Here is a 25,089-nt window from a genome sequence, read left to right as displayed (position 1 = left end):
GATTCATCCAGACCAGCCTGCGTGAATGGGCCTACGCCCGCAGCTACGACAGCTCCGAACAGCGAGCAGCACACCTGCTGCCGTGGCTTCATCACTACAACTGGCACAGACTGCACGCCAGCCTCGGCTACCAGCCGCCAATCAGCAGGGCGCCACTCCTAGTGAACAACGTACTGGCTTTACACACCTAGTCGTGACCGCGAAGCGTCAACCGGCGCGGCGCAGGACCTGATCAGCCCACACCATGCGACGCCCCACGAACGTGCCGCCGCGCCACACTCGCCCCACATCCCGACCACGCCCCGCGCCGCCAGCCTACTCCCGCCCCGGCGTGAGATACGCCGCGCTGGCGCCCCGATTCGCTTCGCTCGCCTTGAGCTCCCATTTCGCGACGCTGTGCAGATGCACCTGGTCGGGGCCGTCGGCCAGGCGCAGCGCCCGCCCGGCGGTCCACATGTCGGCCAGCGGGGTGTCCGGCGAAAGGCCCATGGCCCCGTACGCCTGCATCGCACGATCGATCACCGCGTTCTGCATCCGCGGCACCAGCGCCTTGATCATCGCGATCTCGCGAGAGGCCCCACGGGCGCCCAGCTCGTCGATCATCCAGGCGGTCTTGAGCACCAGCAGGCGCGCCTGCTCGATCTCGATGCGCGACTCGGCGACCCAATCGGTGAGGTTGGCGTAATGGTGCAGGTAACGCCCGTGAGCCTTGCGCTCCTGCAGCCGCTCGACCATCAGCTCCAGCGCCAGCTCGGCCATGCCGATGGCGCGCATGCAGTGATGGATGCGGCCCGGGCCTAGCCTCGCCTGGGCCATCATGAAGCCGTCGCCCTCCTCCCCGAGCCGATTGCCGACCGGCACCCGCACGTTGCGCAGCAGCAGCTCGCAATGCCCCTCGGGCGAGAGGTGGTTCATCACCGCGATATTGCGCACCCGCTCCACTCCGGGCGTTTCGATAGGCACCAGCACCATGCTCTGCTGGCGGTGGCGGTCGGCATCAGGGTCGGTCTTGCCCATCACGATCAGCAGCCGGCAATCGGGATGCGCGGCATTGGTGATGAACCACTTACGCCCGTTGATGACGTATTCGTCGCCCTCGCGGCGGATCGACGTCTGGATCGCGCTCGCATCGGACGAGGCCACGTCCGGTTCACTCATGGCGAAGGCCGACCGGATGCTGCCGTCGAGCAGCGGCGCCAGCCATCGCGCGCGCTGTTCGGCGGTGGCGAACAGATGCAGCAGCTCCATGTTGCCGGTGTCCGGCGCGCTGCAGTTGAACACCTCCGAGGCCCAGGACACCCGTCCCATGATCTCGGCCAGCGGCGCATATTCGAGGTTGGTCAGGCGCGTACCCGGCTCGTCGTCCCGCAACGCCGGGAGGAACAGGTTCCACAAGCCCTCCGAGCGGGCCAGTGCCTTGAGATCGGCCATGAACGAAACCGGATGGCGCCCCGCGGCGACCTCTTCGTGCCAGAGGTTCTGGCGCGGGACGATGTAGGTATCGAGAAAGTCGCGCAGTTTCAGACGCAGCGCGTCCACTCGCGCAGAATGGGAAAAGTGCATGCCGGGCCTCGAATCGGTTGTCTGCGATCAGGCCAGCGTATGCCCCGGGCCCGACGCGGGAAACGAAGCTCAGGCCGCTGAATCGCGACCATTCAGGCAAGCGCGAACCGCCACCGGATTGATTCGGATCAGTGTCGCGGACGGTCGAAAACGCTAGCCGTGGGCGACGAACATGGCCTTGGCCAGCACCACGATGAGCAGCGTCTGCGCCAGGATCAGCAGCCGCAACCGATGGCGGCGGCGCGCGCTCAGCACGCCCCGGCGCAGCCAGACCACCACCAGCGCGAACGAGGCGAAGACGCCCAGGGCAAGCACCACCTTCAGCGCCAGCAAGGTGCCGAAGACGCTGCCCAGCGGATCGGCCAGCACCACGCGGTAGTGCCAGCCGAGGCCCAGGCCGGCGCCATAGAGCACCACCGCGACCGCATGCAGCACGACCCGCGAGCGGGCATTGACGGCCCGGATCGTGGGCTCGGCGATGGCCCCGACCTGGCGCCGCGCGTGGGCGAGGATCGCCACCTCGAAGAACAGCGCACCGATGAAGAAAATCGCCGCCAGCAGGTGCGCCAGGTGCAACAGGGAATACGTCATGGTCACTCCGAAAGGGAAGCCTGATCGCCAGCGATCCTATCGCCTCGGCTCCGCGACAGGCACAGACAAAAACGCCGCATGCCCTGCCGGGGATGCGGCGCTTTCAACGCGGGGAAAATCAGCGGCGGCGGTTGACCGTCTGCGCGGCGCGAATCACGTCGGCACCGATGTCGTTCTCGAAGGATTTCCAGACCGGCATCATCTTGTCGCGCCAGGCCTGGCGCTCTTCCGGCGACAGGGCGATGAGCTTGCTGGTGCCGGCGGCGATGATGCGCTCGCGGTCGCGCTGGTTGAGCGCTTCGGCTTCCTTGTTCACCGCCTGGGTGACTTCGTCGATGATGCCTTCGAGTTCCGAACGCACGCCGAACGGGATGCTGATCCAGAACCGGGAGTTGGTGATCAGCATGTAGTTCAGGACACCATGGTTGCTCTCGGTGATGAACGGCTGAACGGTGTGCATGTTCTGGCTGACGATGTTCGACCAGGGGTTCTCGGTGCCCTGCACCATGCCCGACTGCAGCGCCTTGTACGCCTCGGCGAACGGCAGCCGCACCGGCGTGGCGTTGACCGCCTTGAACTGGGCGTCCAGCACCGTCGAGGCCTGGATACGGAAGGACAGGCCGGCGGCATCCTCGGGCTTCTGCAGCGCACGGGTGGCCGACAGCTGCTTGAGACCGTTGCTCCAGTAGGCCAGGCCGTAGATGCCGTGGTCGGCCATCGAGCGCAGCAGCTCGCGGCTCATCTCGCGGTTCTGGAAGCGCTTGACCGCCTCGGCGTCGTCGAACAGGAACGGCAGGTCGAATACCTGGAGTTTCTTGGTGTACTTGTCGAACTTCGACAGCGACGGCGCGAGCAGCTGGACCTTGTTGTCGAGCAGCGCCTGGAGCTCATCGGCGTCGCCGACGAGGGTGGAGTTCGGGTAGACCTCGACTTTCACCTTGCCGCCAAGACGCTCTTCGACGAGCCTCTTGAACATCAGGGCGCCCTTGCCCTTGGGCGTGTCGTCGGCAACCACGTGGGCGAACTTGATGACGATCGGATCGCCTTCGGCCGCCAGGGTCGGCGTGGAAAGAAGAACCAGCGCACTCATCGCTGCAGCGATACAAGACTTGAACATCAAAGCCCCCAAAATCATAAAAGCATGGAGTCGCCCTCATGATGGCGACTCCCGTTCGATATCGAATTACCGCGCTCGTGGGCGTCCGGCTTTGTTTCGATGTGGCTGCCCTCTCCGCTCTGCGCGGCGGTTCGGCAACCTGATAAAGGCATGAATGCTTCGCTCGGCAGATCATCCCTTCTGGCGAAACAAGGTGGAAGTTTTCGGCATCCCTACACAATGCACAAGCAGCAAGAACTCCAACCAGCTCTCACTTCCAAGAAATAGCGGCAATCCGACACCATCCGCCCGCCCCGATGCACGCTCAGGCGAGTAGCTGGACCGTCACACCCACCACGGCGCTGGCACAGAGCACCGGGATCACACCGAGCTTGTAGCGAAGCAGCGCAACGGCCGCGGCCGCCGCGATCAGCGCCGATATCCAGTCGAAACCTGCCGAAAACCCCTCCGGCCAGAACACATGGTAGGCGAAGAACAGCGCCAGGTTGACGATCACCCCCACCACCGCCGCGGTGATGGCGGTCAGCGGCGCGGTGAACTTGAGCTCGCCGTGGGTGGATTCCACCAGCGGGCCGCCGGCCAGGATGAACAGGAAGGACGGAAGAAAGGTGAACCAGGTGACCAGGGTCGCCGCCAGCGCGGCGCCGAGAAACGCCTGGTCCGCCCCGAACACCGGCTGCGCGTAGGCGCCGACGAAGGCGACGAACGCCACCACCATGATCAGCGGCCCCGGCGTGGTCTCGCCCAGCGCCAGGCCGTCGATCATCTGCGAGGGCGTGAGCCAGCCGTAATACCCGATCGCCCCCTGGTAGACGTAGGGCAGCACCGCATAGGCGCCACCGAAGGTGAGCAGCGCCGCCTTGGTGAAGAACCAGCTCATCTGGGTCAAGGTGCCCGCCCAGCCGAAGGCCAGGGCCAGCAGCCCCATCGGCAGACACCACAGCAGCGCCCCGACCAGCAGGATCAGCGCCAGCCGGGCGCTGGAGAAGCGCGCATGGGAGGGCGTCGGCGTGTCGTCGTCGATCAGCGCCGGACCGAAGGACTTCCCCGCCCCGCCGTGCCCGCCGCCGGGGCTGAACGACGCGGGTCTCAGCCGCCCGCCCAGGTAGCCGACCAGCCCGGCGCCGAGCACGATCAGCGGAAACGGTACGTCGAAGGCGAAGATCGCGACGAAGGAGGCCAGCGCGATCGCCAGCAACCAACTGTTCTTGAGCGTCCGCGAACCGATGCGCCAGGCCGCCTGGGCGACGATCGCGGTCACCGCCGGCTTGATGCCGTAGAAGATCCCGGCCACCAGCGGCACGTTGCCATAGGCGACGTAGACCCATGACAGCGCCACGAGGATGAACAGCGAAGGCAGGACGAACAGCACGCCGGCCAGCAGCCCGCCACGGGTGCGGTGCAGCAACCAGCCGATGTAGGTGGCCAGCTGTTGCGCCTCGGGGCCGGGCAGCAGCATGCAGTAGTTGAGCGCATGCAGGAACCGTCGCTCCGACAGCCAGCGCCGGCGCTCCACCAGCTCCTGGTGCATGATCGAGATCTGCCCCGCGGGCCCGCCGAAACTGATGAAGCCGAGTTTCAGCCAGAACCAGAACGCCTCCGAGAGCCTGACCTCGGCAGGCCGCTCGGACGAATCGGGCGAAGCGCTCATGCTGTTCTCCATCGAATAGACCCGGCGCACTATAACCGCCACCCGCAAAGCCAATATGACAGTTGCGCGACACGACGGCCCAATGAACCAACCGTGCCCCGCCGGTTCGATACCCCGGTGCATCGCAAGAGGAATCCACGTGAGCAAGGCATTCGTAGATCATTTCAAGGACGTCTCGCAGGATTACGCCAGCAACCGTCCGACCTACCCGGCCGAGCTGTTCGACTGGCTGGCCAGCCAGTGCCAGGCTCGCCGGCGCGCCTGGGACTGCGCCACCGGCAGCGGCCAGGCAGCGGTGGACCTGGCGCGGCACTTCGAGGAGGTGATCGCGACCGACGCCAGCGCCTCGCAGATCGCCCAGGCCAGGCCCCATCCCCGGGTGCGCTACGCAACCGCGCCCGCCGACGCCTCGGGGCTCGACAGCGCCTCGGTCGACCTGGTGACCGTCGCCCAGGCGCTGCACTGGTTCGACATCGAGCCTTTCCATGCCGAGGTGCGCCGGGTGCTCAAGCCCGGCGGCGTGGTGGCCCTGTGGTGCTATGGGGTCATGGCGGTGGACGACGCCGACGTCGACGCCCTGGTGCAGCATTTCTACCGGCACGAAGTCGGCGCCTACTGGCCACCGGAGCGGCGCCACGTGGAAACGGGGTATCGCGAACTGCCCTTCCCGTTCGAGCCCATCGCCGCGCCGGACTTCGCCATGCAGGTCGACTGGAACCTGCCGCAGCTGCTCGGCTACCTGCGCAGCTGGTCGGCCACGGCGCGGCTGGCCAGCGAGCGCGGCAGCGATCCGGTCGAGCCGCTGGCACGGAAGCTGGCGCCCCTGTGGACCGGCACCTGCCGGGTCAGCTGGCCGCTGTCGCTGTATGTCGGGCGCGTCTGACGCGGCTGCTAGCCGGACGAGCCCTGGGAGCGACCTTGCGGTCGCCGCTCATCGGGGAGACCCTGTCGATCCGTTCGAATCCTTAGATCGGAACGGTCAAAAGATATGAATCTTTCCGATCGATCGTTGTGCCAGATTGGTGACCTCACGGCGTACCCTCAACCGCAAGGAGACTTCAATGGCTAAAGTGCTGGTTCTCTACTACTCGTCCTACGGACACATCGAAACGATGGCCAATGCCGTCGCCGAAGGCGCGCGCGCGACCGGGGCCCAGGTGGACGTCAAGCGCGTCCCGGAAACCGTGCCCGAGGAGATCGCCCGGGGCGCGCACTTCAAGCTCGACCAGGCCGCGCCGATCGCGACGGTCGCCGAACTCGAGCACTACGATGCGATCATCATCGGTACCGGTACCCGCTTCGGCCGCATCAGCAGCCAGATGGCCGCGTTCCTGGACCAGGCCGGCGGGCTCTGGGCGCGCGGCGCGCTCAACGGCAAGGTCGGCGGCGCCTTCACCTCCACCGCCAGCCAGCACGGCGGCCAGGAAACCACGCTGTTCTCGATCATCACCAACCTGCTGCACTTCGGCATGACCGTGGTCGGCCTGCCGTACAGCCACCAGGGGCAGATGGGCGTCAAGGAAGTGGTCGGCGGCGCGCCCTACGGCGCCACCACCATCACCGATGGCGACGGCTCGCGCCAGCCCAGCGCCACCGAGCTCGACGGCGCGCGCCATCAGGGCGAGCTGATCGCCAGGACCGCGGCCAAGCTGTTCGATTGATCGGCAGTCGGCCCGCCCGACGGCGGGCCGATGTCCTCTGGCCCTAGCGGTCGTGCAGCCGCGCATTGCCCGTCATCCGCACGACCAGCGCGCCGAACGACGCCAGCGTCGCCAACACCACCACCCCCTGCCATCCCCACTGCGCCAGCGCGAGGCTGCCAAGCCCGGCGCCCAGCGCCATGCCGATGAACACCCCGGTGAAGAGCACCGCGTTCAGGCGGCTGCGGGCGGCCGGCTCGATCCCGTAGACCATCGTCTGATGGGCCACCAGCGTCGCCTGGATACCAAAATCGAAGCCGATCGCAGCCAGCACGATCAGTCCCAGCTGCGCCTCGGCTGGCAACACCGGCGCAAGCCCCATGACCGCGAACGAGGCCACAGCAAGGCCAGCGCCCAGGCGGGTGACCCGTTCCGGCCCACGACGATCGGCCAGCCGGCCGGCCAGGGGTGCGGCCAGCGCACCGGCGGCACCGGCCAGGCCGAAGGCCCCGGCCGCCGCGCTACCAAGGCCGAAGCTGCCGTGCAGCATCACCGCGAGCGTCGACCAGAAGGCGCTGAAGGCCACCGACAGCAGCCCCTGCGCGAAGGCGGCTCGACGCAACGCCGGGTGGCGCGACCACAGCTGCAACATCGAGCCGAGCAGGGCGCCATAGCCCAGCGAGGTGGTCGGGGCGAAACGCGGCAGGCTACGCCAGGCACCGAGACAGACCAGCGCGATCGATACCGCCGCGAGCCCATACACCGCGCGCCATCCGAACTGCTCGGCCACCAGCCCGCTCATCACCCGCGACAGCAGGATGCCCAGCAAGAGGCCCGTCATCACGGTGCCCACCACCTTGCCCCGTTGCGATTCGGGGGCCAGGGTCGCGGCGGCGGGAACGATGTCCTGCGCGACCGTCGCCGACAGGCCGATGGCAAGGCTCGCCGCCAGCAGCCAGCCCACCCCCGGCGCGAAGCCGCCGAGCAGGAGCGCGAAGGTCAGCAGCATCGCCTTGAACAGGATGATCCGGCGCCGGTCGTAACGATCGCCCAGTGGTGCCAGCAGCAGGATGCCCAGCGCATAGCCCAGCTGGGTGAGCATCGGCACCATGCCGATGGCTTCCTCGCTGGCGCGGATGTCCGGCCCCAGCACGCCGAGCATCGGCTGGCTGTAATAAAGCGTGGCGACGCTGAGCCCCGCGCCGGTGGCCAGTAGCGCGACCATTGCACGCGACGGCCCATCGGCCTGGCCGAGCGCATACGCTTTCTGCATGGATGTCATGGCGGGTTCCGTTCTATTGATCAGAGGGCGCCATTGTCTTAGCGGCCTGCAAGGACCTGTAGTAGGCTGCGCGGCAAATCGGATATACGCCAGGCGCATGACCAACCACACAACGCTCGACCGCCTCGAACTGCTGCGCACCTTCATCCGTATCGTCGAGGCCGGCAGTCTTTCGGCCGCCGCTGAGCAGCTCAAGACCACCCAACCGACCATCAGCCGCCGCCTGCAGGCACTGGAGCGCTCCCTGGGCCTGCAACTGCTGCAGCGCTCCACCCACAGCATGCAGCTGACCGGCGACGGCGAACGCTGCTACGGCTACGGCAAGGCGCTGCTGGAAAACTGGCAGGAAATGGAGGCCGAACTGCTCGGTGCCCGGGACGAGCCGCGCGGCACGCTGCGGGTTCAGGTGCCCCACGCCTTCGGCCAGGACCAGCTGATCGCGCCGCTCAGCGAATACCTGACCCGCCACGTCAAGGTCTCCGTCGAATGGCTGCTCCACGATCGGCGGCCGGATTTCGTCGCCGAAGCCGTCGATTGCGCGATACAGATCGGTGTGGTGAACGACCCCGCGGTCGTCGCCATTCCCCTGGGCGAAGTGCCCCGGATCGTCGTCGCCTCGCCCACTCTGCTCGGCGCCCGGCCACTGCCGGCATCGTCAGAGGAACTGGCGCGACTGCCCTGGCTGGCCCTGCGCACCTATTATCAGGACGAGGTCGCGCTGACCTGCCTGGCGGACGGCCGCAGCCATCGCTTCGCCATTGAGCCCCGCCTGAGCACCGACAGCCTCTATGCACTGCGCAACTCGGCATTGGCCGGCCTCGGCGCCTGCATCTGCTCGGCCTGGATCGTCGCCCAGGACCTCGCCGAAGGCCGCCTGGTGCAACTGATGCCGCAGTGGCAGGCCGCGCCCCTGCCGGTCTACCTGATCTACCCCTATGCGCGCCGTTATCCGGCGAAGCTGCGCCTGTTCGCCGAGCTGATACGCCAGCGCATGCCGCAGATCACGGGCATGCAGCCGCCACGCACGCCCTGAGTGCCGGCGACCCGCTCTGGCCGCCTCTGGTCGTCGGTAGACCAACGGCTCGAAGGTCTCGCTTGAAAGGCCGGGGCCGTGACGTTATATAGCGTTACAAATTTTCGTACCTCGTCACGTCAGAGCCTTTCCCATGACAACCCTGCAGATCGTCCTGTTCTCCGTTCTCAGCCTGAGCGTGGTCAGCGCTGGCGCCTACCTCGACATCCGCGCCTCGGAGCGCGACCGGGCGGCGCGAACCACCAATTTCAACGACCCCAACACCCTGCTCACGGGTCGCACGCAGCAACGCGCAGCCTCCGAGGCGAAGACCAGAAAGCAGGCCTGACCCTCACAGCCCCAGGTCGGAAAGGCCCGGATGATCGTCCGGGCGCCGTCCCAGCGGCCAATGGAACTTGCGCTCGTCCGGCCGGATCGGCAGGTCGTTGATCGAGGCGTAACGCAGGGCCATCAAGCCATTGGCGTCGAACTGCCAGTTCTCGTTGCCGTAGGAACGGAACCAGTTGCCTGAGTCGTCGTGCCACTCGTAGGCATAGCGCACGGCGATCCGGTCGCCGGCAAACACCCACAATTCCTTGATCAGCCGGTAGTCCAGCTCCCTGGCCCACTTGCGCTGCAGGAACGCGCGGGCCTCCTCTCGATTGCCGACGAACTCGGCGCGGTTTCGCCAGCGGGTATCGAGGGTGTAGGCCAGCGCCACGCGGTCCGGGTCACGGCTGTTCCAGCCGTCCTCGGCCAGGCGCACCTTTTCAATGGCTGACTGCAGATCGAACGGCGGCAAGGGTGGACGTGATTCGGGCATGGCGGGCGCTCCTGGCTGAGTCGACGAAGGTCCTGCGGCGTTAACCATAGCCTTGCGCGCCGGCCCCGGCGGCACAATGACAAACTGCCCACGGTTCCTGCCATCGGAGCCATCCCCTGCCCGACGGTGACCGCAGGATTCGGGCGAGCAGGCCAATGCCGAACAGCGCAACGCCTGCGAAGAATTGAACTCGCCGCGCGTTGCGCTGTCTCTGAGCTGGCGAACCGCAGGATGGCGTACGGGCCGGACTACGCCCGGGCAACGCACCGCGTGCCTCACGCCACCCTCGTCGCAGCAGTCCTCACCTATGCCCGTCGCCCTGCTCGACGGCGCTTTACCTGACTGCCACGTCCTCGTCGCCGGCTCGAACATCGGGGCCTTTTTCTTTTTCCTTCAGTGAAGATCGCCATGCCCACACCTCGTCACCTTTTCGCATCGCTCTCACCCCGCCTACCCCGCGCCACCCTCTATGCCGGCCTGCTGAGCGGCCTGCTCGGCGCCTTCGGCAATGCCCAGGCACAGGATGCCAACAGCAATCAGCGCTGGGTCAGCGACAGCCTCGACACCTACGTGCGCAGCGGCCCCACCGACGGCTATCGCATCGTCGGCACCCTCACGTCCGGCCAGCGCGTCGAATTGATCAGCACCCAGGGCGACTACAGCCAGGTCCGCAGCGAAAGCGGCAGCACCGTGTGGATTCGCAGCAGCGACCTGCAGGAAATGCCCGGGCAGGCCGAGCGCGTACCCCAGCTCGAACAGCAGGTGGCGGAACTGACCGACCAGCTGGAATCCATCGACGAGACCTGGAAGACCCGCGTGCAGGGCATGCAGGAGACCCTCGACTCGCGCAAGGCGCTGATCGACGAGCTGGAAGCGACACGCTCCAGGCTCGATGCCCAGCTCAGCGAAACCCAGTCCGAACTGCGCGCGACCCAGGCACGCCTGGGCGACGAGAACAACCAGGTGCTGATGCGCTACATGGTCTATGGCGGCAGCATCGCCGGCGCCGGCCTGCTGGCCGGACTGATCCTTCCGGCCATGACCCGCGGCCGCAAGCGCAACGACCGCTGGTTCTGACCGCCATCCGCCGGAGCCAGCGCCCCGGCGAAGGGCGAACGGTCAGCTCGCCTGCGCGTCGCGCCGTACCGGCGATTCGCAGCGGGAGCGCGGATCGTTGGGGCGCTGTGCGGTGCGCAGCCCCTGGATCGGGCTGGCCAGGCGAATCTTCAGGAACTCGGACGCATCGGCCTCCCTCGCACGGCCACCGCCGCCGGGGAAGTTGTTGTCGTTGGTCACCAGCAGCGTCCAGGCATCGAGGGGCAGTACGCTTTCGATGGTCACGTAGGGAAAGGTGAACAGCCGCGAGCCGTCGCCGTTGAGGTCGTGCGGATCGGCGATGCGCATCAGGTCCACCAGCTCGGTCTTCCTGACTTCGCCGCCGTTGGCCACGCGCCGGGTATCGATCAGGTAGATCTTCTTGAACGGCACGCCGCTGGTGGCGGTGTCGTTGTTGCGCTCGATCACCAGGAAGCGGGTGTCGTCGATGGCGGTCATGTCGCCGATGGCGTGGCTCGGGTCCTGCAGCCGGTAGACATAACGCACGCTGGTGTAGCGCTCCTGATCGATATCGAACTCGTTGATCCGCAGGGTGCCGGCCGGATCGCCGCTGACGGTCTTCTCCAGCAGGGTGTAGAGGCGATCGCCGCGCGGGCTGACGGCCATGCCCTCGAAGCCGCCCGAACCGCCGAGGTTCGCGGCCGCGCGACCGGCGACCACGTCCTTGTGTTGCGGCGCATACACGCCGGGCAGCGATATCTCGCTGCGCAGCACGGTGCCGGAGGCGTCCGTCTTGATCAGGTAGGGCCCGAATTCATCGCCGAACCAGAGCGCGCAGTTCTTGTCGCGTCGCACCGACTCGATGTCGAAATCGGCGCCGGTCAGCAGCCGGCCGAAGCGGATGGACTCGTCCACCGCAGGGTTGGCGGGGTTGTCGTAGTAGTGGGCGTAGTCAGCCTGCAAGGGGACTTCGAGCTTCTGGTTGATGTCGTTGAGGGTGAGGCGCGAAGGGTGCGTCGGCCGCGCCAGCGGCGTGCCCGCCAGGTAGTCCGTGGCGCTCACCGTGCCGCTGCCGCCATCGGCGGTGCGAAAATCCGGACGCAGGCTGTACAGCCGCAGCAGGGTGTCGCCCGAGTTGGCCTGATTGCCGAAGCCGTTGTCGGTCATGACCACGAAGCTATGCTCGTCCGCCCCCGGCAGAACGGCCGAGAAACCCTGTACCGGCTGCCGATCAGCATAGGGCGGCAGGTGCGTCCCGTAGGGGTTGGCGCTGACGAACTGGCCCGAGGTGGGTCCATCGGAAAAGCTGTCGGCGGGCAGCACGGCCCAGCCTACCAGCGTGTTTTCAGCAGCGAGCGCACAGGTGGAAAACGCGGCGGCCACAGCCACGCACAACGGCTTCGGAATTCGCATTCGGAGGTCTCCAGGTCCGGCAGGGAAGGCGCTGCGCTCGTCACAGCGCAGCGTCACCGACCTTAGGATGCGACTGTGTCAGGAATATGGCGGATACAGGCTCGAGCGACGATTATCCGTCAACCAGACTGACACAGCCTCCCAGAAAGAAAGCCGCCGACCTAAGGCTGCATGACGATGGACCGGTTGCCGCTACCGGTCTGGGTGATGGTCGCGGTACTGCTCACCATCCGCGCCGAACGCTGGGTCAGACTCACCTGATTGGCGTCGCCGAACTGGACGATGGCCGCCTCGTTGCCCTCCGGCCCCTGCTCCACCTCGATCTCGTTGTAGAAACCCTCCTGGGACAGCGTCAGGCTGTTTTCATAGTCCTGGCTGACCTGCACGCGGTTGTGGCCGCCCCGCGAACTGCCCACCACCGAGTCGTCCCGACCATGCTGCCCGACGACCAGCTCGTTGCCTTCGCCATCCTGCGTGAAGTCGAGCAGGCCGAGCGCGGCATTGTTGTTCACCTGCATGACGTTGCCCTGTCCCTTCTGGTCGAGCAGGATTCGGCCGCCGGTATAACGGCCGTTGCCGAGCTGGGTCACGTCCACCTCGTTCTGCGTGCCTTCCTGGGTGATCCTGGCCGTGGCGCCGAAATAGGGGGCGTCCTGGGTGAGGACGATGCGGTTGTCCTCTCCGTACTGCGCGGTGGTCGCGATGCCGCCGCCGTACTGGTTGACGACGGTTCGATTGCCCGCGCCGATGGACGATCCGTCGAGGCTGTTGCCTGCCACGGTCTGCACCACCTGGAAGCCGTTGCCGGTGCCCTCCTGATAGAGGCTGGCACGACCGAAGGTCTGGACGACCTCGGCGTCGTTCAGGACCCCGTTCTGGATCACCGTCGCCTCGTTTCCGTAGCCCGTGCTGGTCTGCTGGACCACCACCCGATTGGCGACCAGCGACTGTTCCACCCGGACCCGGTTGTCGGGGCCCGCCTGGAGCGTGCGAGCCACGTTGCCATTGTTCTGCTGGACGATGTTCGAAACGTTGGACGAGCCCTCCTGGACCTGCTCGGCCTGGTTGGCCATGCCCTCGCGCTGGTCGACGATCGCCAGGTTGTCGGTGCCTTGCTGATCCTGCGAGGCGAGGTTGCCGGCCTGGGCCAGCGGTACGCAGGCGGCCAGCGTGCAGAGCGCGAAGAAACGGATGGATGCGAACATGGAAATGACTCCTGGGAAGGTCGAATGGGATGCAGGCGTCTGCCCTGCACGACGACGTGCATACCCCTTCCCCACGTGCATCCGGCACCTGCCGGAACCAGTATCGGCGATACTCAGGCGCGCCGGGCATCGACGCATCGGTCTATTCTGTGACGCCGGGACCCGGCCGGGGATTAATCCCGCCGCGGAAGCCCGACGCGCCGGCGGCGGAACTGCCGAACGGCCGGATGTCTCGAACACCTGGGGCCCGCCACCGCGAGCCTGTACCCCGCTTGGTCTGACAGGAGTTCCCGTGCTCTACCGCTCTGCCCTTTCCTCATGGCGATCCCTTTCCGGCCTCGGCATCCTGCTCGGCACGCTGTTCTTCTGCGCCGCCCTGACGCCGACCCTGGTGCCGCGCTCGGCCATGGCGCAGGGCGTCCTGTCGGGCTGCGCCTTCGCCGCCGGCTACGGCCTGGGCGTACTCTGGCGCTGGCTGTGGCGCTACCTGGAAATCCCCGAACCGCCGCAGCAGACCCGCATTCCGGTGAACCTGGTGATCGAACTGGTCTGCCTCGCGCTGGCGCTGTTCTGCCTCAGCCAGGCGGCGGGCTGGCAGAACTCCATCCGCGAGCGGATGGGCATGGAGCCGGTGACCAGCAGCCACCCGTTCCAGGTCTGCCTGGTGGCCCTGCTGAGCTTCGTCGTCCTGCTCGCGCTGGCGCGCCTGTATCGCGCGCTCTCGCGCTGGATTTCCCGGCGCAGCGACCGCTTTCTGCCACGCCGCGTGGCCAACGTCATCGGCGTCGCCCTGGCGCTGGTGCTGTTCTGGTCGGTGGCGACCGACCTGCTGGGGCGCCTGGCCTTCCGGGCGCTGGATGCATCCTTCGCGCAGTACGACGCCCTGCTCGAGCCGGAGGCCGAGCAGCCGACCTCGCCGCTCAAGACCGGCAGCGCCGCCTCCCTGTTGCGCTGGGACGAACTCGGCCGGACCGGTCGCGAATACATCGGCTCGGCGCCCACCGCCGCCGACATCGCCGCGATTTCAGGGCGCGAGGCGCTCGAACCGATCCGCGTCTACGTGGGCCTGCGCGCGGCCGACACGCCCGAGGAACGCGCCGCACTGGCGCTGCGCGAACTGATCCGCGTCGGCGCCTTCGAGCGCTCGGTGCTGGTTCTGGTCACGCCGACCGGCACCGGCTGGATCGACCCGGCGGCGATGAACAGCGTCGAATACCTGCACCACGGCGACATCGCCAGCGTCGCCCTGCAGTACTCCTACCTCAACAGCCCGCTCTCGCTGCTGGTCGAATCCGACTACGGCACGGACGTGGCGCGGGCGCTGTTCGCCACCGTCTACGACTACTGGACCTCCTTGCCGAAAGACCGGCGGCCAAGGCTCTACCTGCACGGCCTGAGTCTCGGCGCGATGCACTCGGAGCGCTCGGCCGAGCTCTATCAGATGATCGGCGACCCCGTCGACGGCGCGCTCTGGAGCGGCCCGCCGTTCGAAAGCCGTGGCTGGCGCACCATTACCGAGGCGCGCAACCCCGGCTCGCCGCAGTGGCTGCCGGAGTTTCGCGACGGCGCCTTCGTACGCTTCATGAACCAGCACGGGCTGGCCTCGCCCGCCGGCGCCGAGTGGGGGCCCATGCGCCTGGTGTACCTGCAGTACGCCAGCGACCCGATCGTGTTCTTCGACTACCGCACCTTCTACCGCCGCCCGGACTGGACCCGGTCGCCCCGCGGCCCGGACGTCTCGCCCGAACTGCGCTGGTTCCCGGTGGTGACCATGCTGCAACTGGCGCTGGACATGATCGTCACCACGCCGCCTCCGCCCGGCCATGGCCATGTCTATGCCCCGCGCGACTACATCGAGGCCTGGATCGCGGTGACCGACGTGCAGGATTGGCCGAGCGAGTCGATCGAACGGCTCAAGGACCATCTCACCCGGGAGATGACCGCCGCAGCCGCGCAACCGGGCGACGAGGCGCCCTACGAGAACCGGGGCGGTTGAGCGCGGCGACCGGTCATCCGCCAGATGAGCGGCGTGTTGCCACGGGAAGAAAGTGCGCTACTATCTTGACGCATCAACCAAGCAGTGACACTTTTTTGACCTTACAGCGTTACGCCCAGCCTCACAGCGACTCATCCATGGAGCGGAGAATCATGCGGTACGGCAAAACACTCGCAGCGGCAACGGCAGGCCTGGCTCTGCTCTCCAGCGACAGCGGCTCCCTCTCGATGGACTCCGGGGAGCGCCTGGTCATGCGCGAACCGGGCGAAGGCGTGCCCTCGATCCAGGTCTCGGCGCGCCACACAACCCCCGTGCAATTGCTGCCACGCCAACCGACACGCTACATTTTCTGAGCATCCCGCCCGTCGCCCGTCGTGTCAGCCGGCCGTAGGTCCGCCCACCCCGGCGACAGCGAACCCCTCCGGGGAGCGTTCGAGCCGCCCCGCACATACTGTATATCCATACAGAAAATCATTGCCTGATCGATGCGCGCACGCCATGCTTGGCCGGTCGTCACGCCAGCCTATTCGCCCATGCGCCTCTTCCTCTGCGAAAAACCCTCCCAAGCCAAGGACATCGCCCAGGTGCTCGGTGCCCGTCGGCGCGCAGACGGCTGCTGGATCGGCAATGGCGTGACGGTGACCTGGTGCATCGGCCACCTGCTCGAAACCGCGCCGCCAGACGCCTACGACGCGCGCTACAAGCGCTGGGCCCTGGCCGACCTGCCCATTGTCCCGGAGCGCTGGAAGATGCAGGTCAAGCCCAAGACCGCCGGCCAGTACAAGGCGGTCAAGCGCCTGCTGGCCGAGGCCGGCGAGCTTGTGATAGCCACCGACGCCGACCGCGAGGGCGAGATGATCGCCCGCGAACTGCTGGAGCACTGCCGCTACCGGGGACCGATCCAGCGGCTGTGGCTGTCGGCGCTGGACGAGGCTTCGATCCGCAAGGCGCTCGCCGCGCTCAAGCCCGGCGCCGAGACCTTCAACCTCTACCATGCCGCGCTCGGCCGTTCCCGCGCCGACTGGCTGATCGGCATGAACATGAGCCGGCTGTTCACCCTGCTCGGGCGACAGTCGGGCTATCAGGGCGTGCTCTCGGTGGGCCGGGTGCAGACGCCGACCCTGCGGCTGGTGGTCGACCGTGACCGCGCCATCGCCGATTTCGTGCCCGCGCCCTACTGGGCCATCGAGGTGCAGCTGCTCGCCGAGGGCACGCCGTTCACCGCCCAGTGGCGCGCCCCGGAAGACGCCTGCGACGAACAGAACCGCTGCCTGAATCAGGCGCTGGCGCAGCAGGCCGCCGATGCCATGCGCGCCGCCGGTCAGGCGCAGGTGGTCAAGCTCAAGACCGAGCGAGTGCGCGAAGCCGCGCCGCTGCCGTTCGACCTGGGCACGCTGCAGGAAGTCGGCTCGAAGAAGCTCGGCCTCGGCGCGCAGGAGACGCTGGACATCGCCCAGGCGCTCTACGAGACCTACAAGCTGATCACCTACCCACGCAGCGACTGCGGCTACCTGCCGCTCAGCCAGCATGGCGAGGCGCCGGCCATTCTCGCCGCCCTGCGCCGCGCCGATCCGTCGCTCGCGCCGCTGGATGCGCACCTCTCGCCGAGCCGCAGATCGCGCGCCTGGAACGACGCCAAGGTCAGCGCCCACCACGGCATCATCCCCACCGCCGCGGCCCAGGCGTTCGAGCGCCTGAGCGGCAAGCACCGCGCCGTCTACCAGCTGATCCGCGCGCGCTACCTGGCGCAGTTCCTGCCGCCCCACGAATACGACCGCACCCAGGCCGATCTCGACTGTGGCGGCCAGGCGCTGCGGGCGGTGGGCAAGCAGATCGTCGAGCCCGGCTGGAAGCGCGCCCTGCCCGAAGCGCTGGCTCCGGCCAAGGGCCGTGACGCGCCACCGGCGCAGACGCTGCCCGCGCTGCATCAGGGGCAGCGCTGCGACGTCGAGCAGGTGAACCTGAAGGACCTGTTCACCCAGCCACCCAAGCCCTTCACCGAAGGCGACCTGATCAAGGCGATGAAGAATGTCGCCAAGCTGGTCGAGGACCCGCGCCTTAAGCAGAAGCTCAAGGACACCACCGGCATCGGCACCGAGGCCACCCGCGCCAGCATCATCCAGGGGCTGCTCGACCGCGGCTACCTGACCAAGCAGGGCAAGGCGCTGGCCGCGACGCCGGCGGCGTTCAGCCTGATCGACGCCGTGCCCCGCCCGATCGCCGACCCGGGCACCACGGCCATCTGGGAACAGGCCCTGGACATGGTGCAGAGCGGCGAGATGCCGCTGGAGGAATTCGTCGCCAAGCAGTCGGCCTGGATGGGCAAGCTGGTCGAGCGCTGCGCCGGGCTGCGACTCAGCATCAGCGGCCCGGCGCTGACCGGCCCCCGTGGCGCCAAACCCTGGAAACGCAAGCGCAGCGCCAAAGGCACCACCCAGGGCACGGGCAAACGACCCAGCCGCCGATCGGCGGGCTGACAACCGCGCGGCGACAAAGCCGGCCTGCGCCGCTTGAATATCTACCACAACCCCTACGCCATCGGTGCGGTGGACTTCACCGGCGGCATGCCGGTGCTCCGAGCCTAATGCTGTGGGAGCGGTCGGGGGCGCCTAGTCTTGATCGCGAAGGGGGCTGCAATGGATTCGCGGTCAAGACCGTTCCCACGAAGAGCCGGCGCTGCCGGTCCAGCCCACCAAAGGTAGACGTCAGGCCCGGCTGGCGCCGCGGGCGGGGCGTTCGATCTCGGTGAGCGCGGGCGTCAGGCACTGGCGGAACAGCTGATGCAACGGCAGCTGCCGGTTGGCATGACGGCTGACCAGCATCAGTTCGCGATGGAAGGTGGCGCTGCCCAGGGACAGGATGCGGACCGTCGGCGGGCGTTCGAGCCAGAGGCCGGCGCGGGGCACCAGCGCGACGCCCAGGCCGCTTTCGACCATCTTCACGATGGCGTCGAGCTCGTCCAGTTCCAGCCCCGGGCGCACGTCCAGGTGATGCTTGCGCAGGAAGCGGCTGACCTGCCGGCCACCGAAGGAGTTGCGGTCGTAGCGTACGAACGGCTGCTCGACCAGCAGCGCGAACGGGTCGTCGCCCGGCAGGTCGATCGGCGTGATGAGCACGAACGGCTCGCGCTGGATCAACTCGGCGTGCAGTTCCTTGGGCAGCGCGAAGGGTGGCCGGATCATGATCGCCAGATCGATGTCGCCGGAGTCGACCAGCGACAGCAGGTTCAGCGACACGCCCGGCACCAGTTTGGGCTCGACGCCGGGCGCCTCCTCCAGCAAGCGCAGCAGCACCGACGGCAGCAGGCCTGTCTGCACGGTGCTGATGGCACCGATACGCAGCGCGCCGCGGTACTCGTCCAGCGTTTCCGGACGGCCCATCAGCGCGAAGGTCTCGATGATCTGCTCGGCCAGCGGCAAGGCGCGCTGCCCTGCCGCGTTGAGATGGGCCGAGCGGCCGGTTCGATCGAACAGACGAAGGCCGAGCGCGCTTTCCAGATTCTTGATCTGGGCGCTGACCGCCGATTGGGTGAGGCCTATCTTCTGGCCTGCGGCGGCAAAACTGCCGCACCGCGCGATCGCCAGGAACGTCTTGAGTTCTCGAACCATGCCCACTCCGATCGATCGATTTTATTAAGGCTCGCGGCAAAAGATATCCGCTGTTGGCGCACCGCTCAAATCGGCAAGATGGGCCCTGCGCCTACAATCAGAAGGAAGCCTCGATGAGCCTCTCCCCGTTTCACCTTGCGATCCCCGTCTACGATCTCCCGGCTGCACGCCATTTCTACGGCGAGGTGTTCGGCCTGGCCGAAGGCCGTTCCTCCGAGCATTGGGTCGATTTCGACTTCTACGGCCACCAGCTGGTGATCCACGAACACCCGCGCACCCAGTCCCAGGAAGCGGCCCACACCAACGCGGTCGATGGCCACGACGTACCGGTGCCGCATTTCGGCATCGTCCTCAGCTGGCCGGAATGGGAAGCCCTGGCCGAGCGCCTGCGCGCCCGTGGTACGCAGTTCGTCATCGAGCCCTACGTGCGTTTCCAGGGCCAGGTCGGCGAGCAGGCCACCATGTTTCTCTTCGACCCCTGCGGCAACGCTCTGGAGTTCAAGGCGTTCAAGGACATGAGCCAGCTGTTCGCCAAGTAAGGGCATCGCCCGCTCCGCGCGCCGGAGGCTCGGTTCTCCACGCCGCGTCCTGCCAGCCAGGCAGTCATCCCCCGCCCGCCCCCGATTAGGGGCGGCCGAAGCTGCCGGGTTACCATGGCGTACGCATTGGACTATCGGCGCAAGGTGCTTGGAATGGCGGACTGGCTTGAGGGTGGCGGTGCGATGGCCGAGCGGGTCCGGCTGCATGACTGGGCGAGCACGCCGCTGGGGCCGCTGGACGACTGGCCCGAGGTTCTGAAGACCACCGTGGCGCTGGCCCTCGGCTCCCGCTTTCCCCAGGCGATCGTCTGGGGCGAGGCGCTGACCACGCTCTACAACGATGCCTTCGTCCCCATCCTCGGCAAGAAGCCGCCCGCCCTCGGCAGGCCGTTCAGCGAGGTGTGGCAGGAAGCCTGGAACGAGATCCGGCCGATCTCCGATGCGGCCTTCGCCGGGCGGGCCACCTACATCGAGGATTTCCCCCTCGTCGTCGAACGCGGCGGCTTGCCCGAGCAAGCGTACTTCACCTTCTGCTACAGCCCGATCCGCGACCACAACGGCACCGTGGTGGGCATGCTCGACACGGTCACCGAGACGACCGCGACGGTCCTGGCCCAGCAACGCCTGGCCTTTCTCGACGAGCTGGGCCGGGCGGTGACGAGCGCGCCGGACGCCGAGGTCATCATGGCCACGACCACCCGGCTGATGGCCGAGCACCTGTCCCTTTCCAATTGCGCCTATGCCGACATGGACCCCGACGCGGACCACTTCACCATCCGCGGCGACTGGGCCGCGCCGGGCTCGCCGAATATCGCCGGGCATTACCGCCTGGCCGACTTCGGCAAGCTGGCGGTAAATTGCCTCAGCGCCGGTGAACCCCTGGTGATCAACGACAACCGGCAGGAGCTGGCCGCGGACGAAGCCGCGACCTTCCAGGCCATCGGCATCGCCGCGACGATCTGCATCCCGCTGCTCAAGGATGGGCGCCTGACCGCCCTGATGGCCATTCACGACAAGGTGCCGCGCGTCTGGTCCGCCTACGAGCTGTCGCTGATCGTCGAGGTCGCCGAGCGCTCCTGGGCGCACATCGAGCGCACGCGAGCGGACATCAAGGTGCGCGAGGCGGTCGAGGCGCTGGCCCGTCTGAACGCGACCCTGGAACAGCAGGTCGAGGAGCGCACCGCGAAGCTGAGACAGACCGAGGCGGCGCTGCACCAGTCGCAGAAGCTCGAAGCGATCGGCCAGCTCACCGGCGGGGTCGCCCACGATTTCAACAATCTGCTGACCATCATCCGCTCGTCGGTCGACTTCCTGCGCCGCCCCAACCTGGCGGCCGAGCGCCAGGCCCGCTACCTGGACGCGGTTTCCGACACCGTGGACCGGGCGGCGAAACTGACCAGCCAGCTGCTCGCCTTCGCCCGCCGCCAGGCGCTCAACCCCGAAGTGTTCGAGGTCGGCCAGCGCCTGCGGACCATCACCGAGATGCTCGATGCGGTGACCGGCGGGCGCATCGAAGTCAGGCTCGAACTGCCCGACCGGCCGTGCTTCATCCGTGCCGACCTCAACCAGTTCGAAACCGCGATGATCAACATGGCGGTCAACGCCCGCGATGCCATGCAGGGCCAAGGCAGGCTGGGCCTGCGCCTGACCTGCTGCGCCGCCAGGCCGTCGATACGCGGGCAGGCCGGCGCCGCCGGGCCACACGCGGCGATCGCGATGACGGATACCGGCCATGGCATCGAAGCCGACGCCCTGGAGCGCATCTTCGAGCCGTTCTACACCACCAAGGAGGTCGGCAAGGGCACCGGGCTCGGCCTGTCCCAGGTCTTCGGCTTCGTCAAACAGTCCGGGGGCGATGTCGAGGTGTCCACCGAACGGGGCAAGGGCAGCACCTTCACCCTGTTCCTGCCGGAGGTCGAGGCCGAGCGCACCGAGGCCCGGCAGGCGCCGCGCACGCCATCGCCGCCGGTCGACGGCCGCAAGCGACGCATCCTGCTGGTCGAAGACAACCTCGAAATAGGCCGCTTCGCCGACCAGATCCTGCAGGACCTGGGCTACGAGACCCGCTGGTCGACCAGTGCCGAGCAGGCGCTCGAATGGGCCGGTGAGGACGCCATGGCGTTCGATGCGGTGTTCTCCGACATCGTGATGCCCGGCATGGGCGGCGTTGCGCTCGCCAATGAACTACGGCGCCGGCGGCCAGGACTGCCCGTGGTGCTGACCTCCGGCTACAGCCACGTCCTGGCGCAGCAGGGCCACGACGGCTTCGAGTTTTTGCGCAAACCCTATTCGGCCGACCAGGTGGCCCGGGCGCTCAGCCGCACCATCGCCCGGCAACTCGTGCCGGACGGCGAGGTTACGGTTTGAAATAAAAACTTCGCCCAACGGGCGGCTGGTTTTCGTGGTCCGACAGCTATTCCCCCTGAGCACTTGCAGGCAGGATCACGTGAAGACACCGGACCATCAGCGCGAACGCACGGGCAGCGCGAACAGCGTGCGTGACGTTTCCAGCACGCTCAAATACCTCGGCACGCTGCGCGAGGAGATGCTCGACTCCATCGCCGGTAGCCAGTCGCGGCTGGACAGCCTCGACCCCTCCTACCGCGACAGCGCACGCAACCTGCTGGCCTACCTGACGCTGCGGCGCCACGACATCCGCCCGGTGCAGATGCGGCTCGCCGACATGGGCCTGTCCTCGCTCGGGCGCTCCGAGGCGCACATCCTGTCATCGGTGACGGCGGTGATCGACGTGCTCGAACGCCTGCAGGGAAGCGCCACGGCCTCGTCCGGCGCGGATGCCCCCGACGTCGAGGCGCCCGATCTCAAACGCAGCCGCGAGCTGCTCGACGCCCATGCCCAGGCCCTGTTCGGCAGCCCGCCGGACGACCGTGACGTGCGCATCATGGTGACCATGCCGAGCGAGGCGGCCGACAACTATTCGCTGATCCGCGACCTGGTGGCCGCGAACATGGATGCCATCCGCATCAACTGCGCCCACGACGGCCCCGACGTCTGGCTGCGGATGATCGAGCACCTGCGCCGGGCCGAGAAGGAACTCGGCCGCTCGTGCAAGGTGATGATGGACCTCGCCGGCCCCAAACTGCGCACCGGCGCCATCGAGGCGGGCCCCGCGGTGATCAAGGCCAAGCCGGTACGCAACGCGCTGGGCCAGGTCGTGGAGCCCGCGCGCATCTGGCTGACCGACAGCGCCCGCCCCGCGCCGCCGCCCTCTGCCGCCGATGCGGCGCTGCCCGTCGACGGCGACTGGCTGGCCCGCCTGGAGGACGGCGAATGCATTCGCTTCAAGGACGCGCGCGACTCGCGCCGCCAGATGACTGTCATCGAGCGCAACGAGCAGGGCTGCTGGGCCCAGGCCGACAAGACCGCCTATTTCGTTCCGGGCCTGAAGCTCAAGGCGCAGGCCGGCGGCGCCTCGATCGCGCCGTTCCCGGCCGCCCCGCAGAAGATCCGCCTGCAGGAAGACGACCTGCTGTTGCTGACCGACAGGCCCGACGGCGGCCGCGGCGCGACGTTCGACAGCGTCGGCAAGCTGCTGAGCCCCGCCAGCATCGGCTGCACCCTGCCCGAGGTGTTCGCCGACGTGCGCACCGGTGAACTGGTCTGGTTCGACGACGGCAAGATCGGCGGCGTGATCGAATCCATCGAACCGCACACCCTGAGGGTGCGCATCACCCATGCGCCGGGAGGAGCCAACCTGCAGAGCGACAAGGGCATCAACTTCCCCCAGAGCGAACTGAGCGTGGGCGCGCTCGGCCCGCAGGACCTTGAGGCGCTGGCCTTCGCCGCCAAGCATGCCGACGTGGTGGAGATGTCGTTCGTCAACACCGCGGCCGATGTCCACGGGCTGCTCGCCGAACTCGAGCGGCTCGGCGCCGAGCGGCTGGGCGTGGTGCTCAAGATCGAGACCCGCAAGGGCTTCGAGTGCCTGCCGGCGCTGTTGCTCGAAGGCATGCGCCGGCCCCGCTTCGGCGTGATGATCGCCCGCGGCGACCTGGCCGTGGAGGAAGGCTTCGAACGCATGGCCGAGCTGCAGGAAGAGATCCTCTGCCTGTGCGAAGCCGCCCACGTGCCGGTGATCTGGGCCACCCAGGTACTCGAAAGCCTGGCCAAGAAAGGCGCGCCGTCGCGGGCCGAGATCACCGACGCAGCCACCGGCGTGCGCGCCGACTGCGTGATGCTGAACAAGGGGCCGCACATTCTCAAGGCCGTCGCGACCCTCAACGACCTGCTCACCCGCATGCGCGCCCACCATGACAAGAAGCGGCAGATGCTCAGGCGCCTGGCAGTGGCCAGCCACCCGGTGTTCGAGGACGAAGGCGACGTTTGACCTGACCGGCCGCCGTCGATCCACCCCCAGGCCCGCCCCGCTGCACGGCGGGCCGAAGCGGCGGTCCAAACGGAACACCTCCTGACAGCGACCGACCCGATGCCCCGCCACACAGGTTTCAGCCGAGCCCGCCGGCGCGCCCTCACCCTCTTCAAGGCCCTCGTGCCGCTGACGCTCCTGCTGACGGCCCTCGCCGCGCGGGCAGAACCGGGAGCCGCGCTGCGCGAGGTGCTCGACGGCGCCGAGGCGCTCGCGCCACTGCAGACCGTGATCGTCGCGCAGGACGGCCGGGTCCTCGCCGAACGGGGCTATCGCGGGCACCGTACGACGGCCTCGACCAACATCAAGTCCGCCTCCAAGTCCATCGTTTCGGCGTTGGTCGGTATCGCCATCGACAAGGGCGTGCTCGAAGGCGTCGACCAACCGGTGGCCGAACTGCTCGAAGGCGACCTGCCGGCCAACCCCGACCCCCGGTTGCAACGGCTGACCGTCGGCCACCTCCTGTCGATGCAGGCGGGGCTGGGCTCCACGTCGGGGCAGAATTACGGCGCCTGGGTCGCCAGCCGCAACTGGGTCAGGGCCGCGCTGGCCCGCCCGTTCGTGGCCGAGCCGGGCGGCACGATGATCTACTCCACCGGCTCGACGCACCTGCTCGCGGCGATCCTGACGCGCCAGACCGGACGCACCCTGCTGCAGCTGGCCCGCGACTGGCTGGGGCCGCTCGAAGGCTTCGCCATCACCAGCTGGACGCGCGACCCGCAAGGCATCTACATGGGCGGTAACGAGATGGCGATGACCACCCGCTCGCTGCTGGCCTTTGGCGAGCTGTACCGCGCCGCAGGCCTCGCGCCCTCCGGGGAGCGCGTGCTTTCGCAGGCCTGGATCGACGCCTCCTGGACGCCCCGCACGCGCTCGTACTACACCGGCGAGGATTACGGCTACGGCTGGTTCCTCACCCGCATCGCCGACGAGGACGTCCGCTACGGCTGGGGCTATGGCGGCCAGATGATCTATGTGGTCCCGCGGCGGGGCCTGACCGTGGCCATAACCTCCAGCGCGCAGCCCTCCGGCGGCCAGGCCGGCCATCGCGCGGCGCTGCACCGCCTGCTCGGGCGGATCATCCAGGCGATGGACGACGATGCGGCCTAGCCACCGCACGGCCCTGCTGCGCCGGCATCTCGTCGCCCCCATGGGCAACACCACCCGCGCCTCGTTATGATCGGAGCCCATGACGTCTTCCCCACC

At 67.8% G+C, this 25,089-nt stretch carries 22 protein-coding genes; 13 read left to right on the top strand and 9 right to left on the bottom strand.

Annotation, left to right across the window (positions count from 1 at the left end; genetic code table 11):
- Positions 1–191, top strand: a 191-nt coding sequence (locus DN824_RS20745) for an integrase core domain-containing protein (RefSeq protein ID WP_138410258.1), incomplete at its 5' end; no start/stop codon positions are given.
- A gap of 124 nt (positions 192–315) precedes the next feature.
- On the opposite strand, the gene DN824_RS20740 is transcribed toward DN824_RS20745, so the two are convergent.
- From DN824_RS20740 to chrA, 4 genes are all read right to left on the bottom strand, one after another.
- Entirely contained in the window at positions 316–1,563 is a 1,248-nt protein-coding gene (locus tag DN824_RS20740) for an acyl-CoA dehydrogenase family protein (RefSeq protein WP_138410257.1), read from the bottom strand.
- Between the two features lie 153 nt (positions 1,564–1,716).
- Positions 1,717–2,154 (bottom strand): hypothetical protein, encoded by a 438-nt coding sequence (locus tag DN824_RS20735; protein WP_138410256.1) that lies wholly within the window; start codon positions 2,152–2,154, stop codon positions 1,717–1,719.
- A 118-nt stretch (positions 2,155–2,272) separates the two neighbouring features.
- The gene (locus DN824_RS20730; protein ID WP_138410255.1) at positions 2,273–3,271 is read right to left on the bottom strand and encodes a TRAP transporter substrate-binding protein; all 999 of its coding nucleotides are present in this window, start codon (positions 3,269–3,271) and stop codon (positions 2,273–2,275) included.
- Positions 3,272–3,575: 304 nt separating this feature from the next.
- A complete protein-coding gene (gene chrA, locus DN824_RS20725) occupies positions 3,576–4,922 on the bottom strand; it encodes a chromate efflux transporter (RefSeq protein ID WP_138410254.1) in 1,347 nt (448 codons plus the stop codon).
- Between the two features lie 139 nt (positions 4,923–5,061).
- Between chrA and DN824_RS20720 the strand changes: the two genes are divergently transcribed.
- Both DN824_RS20720 and wrbA read left to right on the top strand, forming a co-directional pair.
- The gene (locus DN824_RS20720; protein ID WP_241666750.1) at positions 5,062–5,805 is read left to right on the top strand and encodes a class I SAM-dependent methyltransferase; all 744 of its coding nucleotides are present in this window, start codon (positions 5,062–5,064) and stop codon (positions 5,803–5,805) included.
- A 178-nt stretch (positions 5,806–5,983) separates the two neighbouring features.
- Positions 5,984–6,583 carry an NAD(P)H:quinone oxidoreductase gene (gene wrbA, locus DN824_RS20715; protein ID WP_138410252.1) on the top strand — a complete coding sequence of 200 codons (600 nt, stop codon included), beginning with the start codon at positions 5,984–5,986 and terminating at the stop codon, positions 6,581–6,583.
- Positions 6,584–6,626: 43 nt separating this feature from the next.
- Here wrbA and DN824_RS20710 read toward each other — a convergent pair whose 3' ends face one another.
- Positions 6,627–7,844, bottom strand: a complete 1,218-nt coding sequence (locus tag DN824_RS20710) for an MFS transporter (protein ID WP_138410251.1) — start codon at positions 7,842–7,844, stop codon at positions 6,627–6,629.
- A gap of 97 nt (positions 7,845–7,941) precedes the next feature.
- On the opposite strand from DN824_RS20710, the gene DN824_RS20705 reads away from it, so the two are divergent.
- Both DN824_RS20705 and DN824_RS20700 read left to right on the top strand, forming a co-directional pair.
- Positions 7,942–8,877: a LysR family transcriptional regulator gene (locus DN824_RS20705; protein WP_138410250.1), complete on the top strand. Its 936-nt coding sequence runs from the start codon at positions 7,942–7,944 to the stop codon at positions 8,875–8,877.
- A 133-nt stretch (positions 8,878–9,010) separates the two neighbouring features.
- On the top strand, positions 9,011–9,205 hold the full coding sequence (locus DN824_RS20700) for a hypothetical protein (protein ID WP_138410249.1): 195 nt from the start codon (positions 9,011–9,013) through the stop codon (positions 9,203–9,205).
- A 3-nt stretch (positions 9,206–9,208) separates the two neighbouring features.
- Here the strand turns inward: DN824_RS20700 and DN824_RS20695 are convergent, their stop codons facing one another.
- Positions 9,209–9,679 carry a nuclear transport factor 2 family protein gene (locus DN824_RS20695; RefSeq protein ID WP_138410248.1) on the bottom strand — a complete coding sequence of 157 codons (471 nt, stop codon included), beginning with the start codon at positions 9,677–9,679 and terminating at the stop codon, positions 9,209–9,211.
- 408 nt (positions 9,680–10,087) lie between these two features.
- Here DN824_RS20695 and DN824_RS20690 point away from each other — a divergent pair, with 408 nt between their 5' ends.
- Positions 10,088–10,756 (top strand): TIGR04211 family SH3 domain-containing protein, encoded by a 669-nt coding sequence (locus DN824_RS20690; RefSeq protein ID WP_138410247.1) that lies wholly within the window; start codon positions 10,088–10,090, stop codon positions 10,754–10,756.
- Positions 10,757–10,798: 42 nt separating this feature from the next.
- On the opposite strand, the gene DN824_RS20685 is transcribed toward DN824_RS20690, so the two are convergent.
- Both DN824_RS20685 and DN824_RS20680 read right to left on the bottom strand, forming a co-directional pair.
- Positions 10,799–12,148, bottom strand: a complete 1,350-nt coding sequence (locus DN824_RS20685) for an esterase-like activity of phytase family protein (protein WP_138410246.1) — start codon at positions 12,146–12,148, stop codon at positions 10,799–10,801.
- A gap of 161 nt (positions 12,149–12,309) precedes the next feature.
- Positions 12,310–13,353, bottom strand: a complete 1,044-nt coding sequence (locus tag DN824_RS20680) for a hypothetical protein (protein ID WP_138410245.1) — start codon at positions 13,351–13,353, stop codon at positions 12,310–12,312.
- 292 nt (positions 13,354–13,645) lie between these two features.
- On the opposite strand from DN824_RS20680, the gene DN824_RS20675 reads away from it, so the two are divergent.
- The 3 genes from DN824_RS20675 to DN824_RS20665 all read left to right on the top strand — a co-directional run bounded on the left by DN824_RS20675 (position 13,646) and on the right by DN824_RS20665 (position 17,826).
- A complete protein-coding gene (locus DN824_RS20675; protein ID WP_241663921.1) occupies positions 13,646–15,349 on the top strand; it encodes an alpha/beta hydrolase in 1,704 nt (567 codons plus the stop codon).
- A 152-nt stretch (positions 15,350–15,501) separates the two neighbouring features.
- Positions 15,502–15,702, top strand: coding sequence for a hypothetical protein (locus tag DN824_RS20670; RefSeq protein ID WP_138410244.1), 201 nt, complete (start codon positions 15,502–15,504; stop codon positions 15,700–15,702).
- Between the two features lie 180 nt (positions 15,703–15,882).
- A complete protein-coding gene (locus tag DN824_RS20665) occupies positions 15,883–17,826 on the top strand; it encodes a DNA topoisomerase III (RefSeq protein ID WP_138410243.1) in 1,944 nt (647 codons plus the stop codon).
- A 228-nt stretch (positions 17,827–18,054) separates the two neighbouring features.
- Here DN824_RS20665 and DN824_RS20660 read toward each other — a convergent pair whose 3' ends face one another.
- Positions 18,055–18,957, bottom strand: a complete 903-nt coding sequence (locus DN824_RS20660) for a LysR family transcriptional regulator (RefSeq protein WP_138410242.1) — start codon at positions 18,955–18,957, stop codon at positions 18,055–18,057.
- A gap of 113 nt (positions 18,958–19,070) precedes the next feature.
- On the opposite strand from DN824_RS20660, the gene DN824_RS20655 reads away from it, so the two are divergent.
- The 4 genes from DN824_RS20655 to DN824_RS20640 all read left to right on the top strand — a co-directional run bounded on the left by DN824_RS20655 (position 19,071) and on the right by DN824_RS20640 (position 24,993).
- A complete protein-coding gene (locus DN824_RS20655) occupies positions 19,071–19,496 on the top strand; it encodes a VOC family protein (RefSeq protein ID WP_138410241.1) in 426 nt (141 codons plus the stop codon).
- A 153-nt stretch (positions 19,497–19,649) separates the two neighbouring features.
- Positions 19,650–21,863: a GAF domain-containing hybrid sensor histidine kinase/response regulator gene (locus tag DN824_RS20650; protein ID WP_138410240.1), complete on the top strand. Its 2,214-nt coding sequence runs from the start codon at positions 19,650–19,652 to the stop codon at positions 21,861–21,863.
- A 79-nt stretch (positions 21,864–21,942) separates the two neighbouring features.
- Complete coding sequence (locus DN824_RS20645) at positions 21,943–23,844, top strand: pyruvate kinase (RefSeq protein ID WP_241666749.1); 1,902 nt, start codon at positions 21,943–21,945, stop codon at positions 23,842–23,844.
- Between the two features lie 99 nt (positions 23,845–23,943).
- The gene (locus DN824_RS20640; protein WP_138410239.1) at positions 23,944–24,993 is read left to right on the top strand and encodes a serine hydrolase domain-containing protein; all 1,050 of its coding nucleotides are present in this window, start codon (positions 23,944–23,946) and stop codon (positions 24,991–24,993) included.
- Positions 24,994–25,089 lie beyond the last annotated feature (96 nt).

It is taken from the genome of Stutzerimonas nosocomialis, from assembly GCF_005876855.1.
GTDB lineage: Bacteria > Pseudomonadota > Gammaproteobacteria > Pseudomonadales > Pseudomonadaceae > Stutzerimonas > Stutzerimonas nosocomialis.
Note: the sequence above shows the minus strand (reverse complement) of the source record. Positions and strands in the feature narration are given on the sequence as shown.